The 5,453-nt window shown below is 37.8% G+C and carries 2 protein-coding genes; both read left to right on the top strand.

The genetic code is table 11. The features are described from left to right. Positions 1-962 precede the first annotated feature (962 nt). Positions 963-2,678 (top strand): GMC family oxidoreductase, encoded by a 1,716-nt coding sequence (locus H539_RS0111035; RefSeq protein WP_026693556.1) that lies wholly within the window; start codon positions 963-965, stop codon positions 2,676-2,678. Between the two features lie 892 nt (positions 2,679-3,570). Then, positions 3,571-4,707 carry a metallophosphoesterase family protein gene (locus tag H539_RS0111030; RefSeq protein WP_162144717.1) on the top strand — a complete coding sequence of 379 codons (1,137 nt, stop codon included), beginning with the start codon at positions 3,571-3,573 and terminating at the stop codon, positions 4,705-4,707. Positions 4,708-5,453 lie beyond the last annotated feature (746 nt).

Genomic DNA, 5,453 nt, shown 5'->3' with positions numbered 1-5,453 from the left:
TTGAATATATATCGTAAACGTCTATCCAAAGGGCAGGAGTTTTTTGTATCTGTTTTTTTGTCAACAGTATGTAAGGCATTTTGTTGAGAGAAAATGGGGTTCAAAGTCTAACAGAACCGCCAACCTACGTAGATGAAAACCCTGGAGGAGCTTCAACATACGGTACACCTTAAAATCATACATGGTTAAGTGAGCGTACAACGGCCGCTGTAAAAAGTGTGATTACATATGGCTTTGGAGCTGCAGCAGCATCTGTTGGTGCCTCATTGGGGCCAGTCGGATCAGGAGCAGCTGGAATTGTTGGAGCAGCAGTAGGGGATATGTTGCCAGCTATGTAACTCCAGCTTATGAAACAACTAAATATATGAGATCCTATAGCAGCTATTACAAAAAGTATTTGGTAGATTTTTATATTTTTATAGCACTACCTATAGTGATTCTGCAAGAACCGCAGTCAAAAAAGTCGTTGTCGAATATGATGTAAAATCAACAGCAAGCTTCTTCCACACTAAAATGGTATCATGGGGCAAATACATCAACAAGTGCAAAACTTTTAAGATTTGGCACCTTCTTCCCCCAAAAAAAGACTGCTTAATGACAGCCTAAAGAGTAAAATTAATATCTCCACAAATTTGAAGTTTCCAGAAAGTATTTCGGTCTTTTTCACTTACTTTTTAATGACCTCATTTAAATAGTCCATATAGTTTAAATACTGACAACCTAATATTCATAATAAAAAAGCATCCTTCATCGGGTGCTTTTTTTATATACGAACACATGATTGTCCTCCACGTAGGGTACAACACTGTCCTCCACGTAGAGGACGATCATTTTCAATCCCTGCCGTACATAATTTCTTTGTAATCTTTTTTCACTCTTTTAAAAATGGTAATTTCGCCCAGTAAAAATCATACAATAGTCTTGAAGGCTTGATATTAATAAATCTATGAAAGGAAGGTTTGATGGGAGGAAAAAAAAGGATAAGAAGAGTTGATTATATTGTCATTGGTGCTGGAACCGCTGGGGGGGTGGTCGCAAAAGAATTAACAGATGATTGCAGAACTTCTGTACTCACTCTTGAGCCAGGGACAAACATGACAAATGAGTTAAGCAGTGCTTCTAACCAAGGCTCAGGCCTATTAGCTACCGATAACAGACACTCCTTTAATATAATGTCTACAATTGAACCTAATATTAATACCCAGCTTAGGATCTCAAGTGGTCGAGCAATTGGTGGGAGCTCAGAACATAATGCCATGTATGCAGTAAGGGGAAGTCATGAACTTTATGATCAGTGGGGAGAGCTTGTTGGACCTCAATGGAAATATGATAATATTAGTTCTTTATTTAAAAAGAACGAAACGTATACAGGTGCAACACAAGATGAAGAACAACGAGGAACAGATGGACCCATTCATGTTAGACAACAAATTATTCCTGAGCGCGATAACGGCCTAACTAAAATATTAGCGAGGGCAACATCGGAAGTGATGAATATCCCAATTGTTGAAGATTATAATACAGGAGTAAAAGATTGCACATTTTATAAATCACAGGCTATGAACAAAAAGGTGAACGGAAAATTTGTTCGTTCATCAACAGCAACTGGATATTTAGGTAAAAATGTGGTTAAACAAGGAAATGAGTTCAAGTCTCGTGAATGTGGGGTTGGTGGAAGACTGCTAACTATCTTCACAAAAACAACAGTGAATAAAATTCTCTTTAAACAACAAAATGGGGTTCAAATAGCTGTCGGTGTTGAGTATGTCAAGGATGGTATAACCGAAAGGGCTTATGCAAAAAAAGGGATTGTTCTTTCAGCTGGAAATTTTTCATCGGTCATCCTTCAACGTTCTGGAATCGGAAATTCAAGGGATTTAACCAGAATCGGTGTATCGACATTAGTAGAGAGTCCTAATGTTGGACACAACTTCCAATCTCAATTTACTGGTGGAGTGGGAGTTGAAGTAGAAACTAGTCGACTTCTAGAATTGAGAGATGCAGACCCCGATCTACCATTTCCACTAGGTGCTTTTAAAGGAGAAGGTAAAACAGGAGCTCGCCGTCTTCAAATTTATAGCAGCATAACACCTTCTTTTCTTCCATTATCAGTTATATTCGAGAACAACTGGGCATTTGATCCAAACAAAAAGACGAATGTGATGAGTATTGGTCCTTTCGACAATAACCCGAGAAGCAGAGGAACGATCTTGGCCGCTCATAGCGATCCTGAAGCTTATCCTTCCGTTAACCTCAATCCATTGCAAAATCGGAATGACTTAGAATTCATGATCGATCAGTATATTGTAATTTACAAAATTATGAAGAAAGCTCGAAAACTTGATCCTAAAGGTATTTATAAGTTAGTATACCCTGCTGAAGATGTCTTTGAAATTAAAAATGAGGCAGAAAAAAGAGCAGAGATTGCTAAATATGTTAAAGCTACGTATCGCAATATTTTCCACTTCGGCGGACAATGTAGGATGGCTAGGAGCATTCAAAAAGGAGTTGTTGATGGGTATCTCAATGTATTTGGTACTAAAAACCTCAAAGTCGCAGATCTTTCAATCTCCCCAATTTTACCAGACGGCAACACTTCTATCCCTTCGCAAATGATTGGGTTAGCTTGTGTACGATTTATTAAAGAGCAAGGCATGAATCGCAATAAATCCAAGTGAGAAGACATTTGCTGACAGCTCATAAGAAAATGGTACAGTATAACGGATGTTGGGCGGTATGATGTAATCTTGCCCCATTATCCCTTGAAATTGAATTGTAGTTGGATTCAACCAGAAGTTAGCTAGATAAAAAATGATGGTGATTAACTATATTAGCTAAGCACCACCAAATTTTTGACCACATTCTGACCACAAAACATATACAATCGTATAATATTTCATTTAACATTTTAATTAATGAATGTTGAACCCGCTCTACCACAAGGATTGTTTTAGTTCGTTTTTCCTCTTATTTTAGGCACACAGGAAAGAACGTAAAAAATACGATCTTTAAGCCGGCCTCAGCTCTCAGAGCATTAATTCATCTAAGCATAAAAAGCTCTAACCGATTCTGGTTGGAGCTTTTTTTAGTTTGATAGGCGGCCCGGAGGATAATCCATTACCGATCTTTCATAAACTCTTAACGCTCTTTAAAGTAGCCATAGTAGCCAATGGCTAAAACTTCAAGTTATTTGGAAGCCAATTTGAAGTTGTGACATTTAGAATTGCCATACGATAGCTTGTCTTACCTTTGAGTGTTAAAATAGGTGAACACTACTACATCATGGGTTATGTTCTGTGTCTACATTCAGCAATCCAGTCATGTGGAGTGTGTATCGCAACTCATTTTGAATAAAGGCAACTAACCGTTTTGAAGGTGTTCTGTCCGTTTCTTATAATAATAATATGCTGCCATAAGACATTCCTTTTGGAGTGTCTTTATTCTTTTATTTAAGATTTTTATAAAAATTTAAGTTAAATTTACGAAAAATTTACACTATTAAAATAATTTGCATAAAGTTCCCTATTAAACTATAAATATGAAAAAAGATTAAGAGGGGATGAAGGATTGATGAAAAAAGCAAAAATTCTAGCAACTGTAAGTGCAGTCGCTTTAGGATCTGTTATTGGATTGACCTCATTATTCAATGCTGCTCCACAAAAAGCAAATGCAGATGAAGGAACAGATAATAGTAAGGAACAGGGTGTATTGTTAACTTTTTCAACAGTTGGTGACTCCCGTGGGGATGCCGCTCAGTCTGGATTAACCGCTCAAGACAAAATTTGGTTGCAGAACACGAAGGCTTTTACTCGTATCACGAGAGAGGTTCAAAAGCAAAAAACAAACTTGTTCTTCTTTAACGGAGATATGATCATGGGTTATACCAAAAATTCTGATGTGAATGTGTTAAATCCACAGTACGCTTACTGGCGCGGTTTGGTTGCCAATATGTTTGAAACCGGTACCTATGTTGTTCCTGTTCCTGGAAATCACGAGGTGCAAGACAAGTATAAAGATGCTAGTGGAAATACTGTTAAAAAAGCGACCCAAACCAATGAAAATACTTGGAGAGCGAATATGGGTGACATCATTTTGGACGCTGAGCGTTTTAAGCAAATTGAAGGTGTGGATATCAAAGACTTTGATGTTAAAAATCACCCTCAAATAGGTACAAATAATATTTCAACTGATCAATCTCAATTGTCCTATTCTTTCGATTTAAAAGGTTCCCACTTTGTGATTATAAACACGGACCCGGTTGGAAACGATAGTCATGCACCGATTGAATGGTTAAAGCAGGATTTGGAAAAAGCGAAGAAAAATGGTGCGAAGCATATCTTTGTGTTCGGCCATAAGGATGCATTTCCATATGTAGCGGATCCTTCCAATCCCCCATCTGCTGACGGACTCGATGCTGACCCAGCAAGCAGAGATGAATTCTGGAAAGTCATTGAAGATAGTAATGCTACCTATTTCTGTGGCCATGAGCATGTTTTCAATGTAAGCAAGCACGGCAAGGCCTATCAAGTACTGGTTGGTTCCGGCGGCAGTCCGTTTGAGGTCACTGCACCAACAAATAACCCTACTGATCGTATGTACGCATGGGCCACCGTTAAGGTTTATAAAAATGGGAAAGTTGAAGTAAATTGCTACGGATTCGATGAAAACTACGGTAAAACAAGACTAATAAAAAGCATTGAACTTTAATGAAATTGTTCAAAAAAAGTCTAGAATAATAGCGGTAATTGAATCTGAATAAATTAGACTTGGTCTTCCTAGTCTACTGTTGGTTTTAAACTTCACCATCTTCACATGTTGCTACATACACTCAGAACATGTGGATTGTGTAACTGCGATTTAAAAGCGATGCAAACAAAATTTGCACCAGCTTATGTTATTAAAGGCATCAAAGTTAATGGAAAATCATTGACTCCTACCAACATGCTAACATTTTGCTAACGAAGTCCAATAAAACGAAGTAAACTAGGGTTAAAGATATTACACTTGATGCCAGCATAATGCTGATTCGACGGGTCTTTCTTCTACCGTCGTTAAAAATGTTACAGCTTAAAACCATATGGGCGGCATAATGTAACAAACTGAACAGGGCTGAATCTTCATTTATGTTATTACATAAGCACTCTACGCTTGGGCTGTAAACTCTTATATGAACATCAAGCAGAATGAATAAAGTACCCAAGGTGTACTAAACTTGTGGGATAGTTGTTGACGAATCGTTGACGAAAAACGTCAACAACCTGCTTTAAGCAACTATATAGGACCATATCTATTTATGAGAAACCCTTATAAATCAATACTTGATTACAAGTTAACCACATATAGACACAGAACCACCGCACCTTGACAGGGTAGGGGTCGGGGGTTCGAATCCCTCTCAGATCATACCGAAACCCTTGATATATCAAGGGTTTTTCTTATGCGCTTTTTTAGAT

It is taken from the genome of Peribacillus kribbensis DSM 17871 (genome assembly GCF_000430765.1).
Classification (GTDB): domain Bacteria; phylum Bacillota; class Bacilli; order Bacillales; family DSM-1321; genus Paraperibacillus; species Paraperibacillus kribbensis.
This window is presented reverse-complemented; position numbering and strand designations above follow the sequence as displayed.

Bases quoted from the DNA above. Each gene is read 5' to 3' on its own strand.
- H539_RS0111035 (WP_026693556.1), top strand. From the start codon at position 963: ATGGGAGGAAAAAAAAGGATAAGAAGAGTTGATTATATTGTCATTGGT.
- H539_RS0111030 (WP_162144717.1), top strand. From the start codon at position 3,571: ATGAAAAAAGCAAAAATTCTAGCAACTGTAAGTGCAGTCGCTTTAGGA.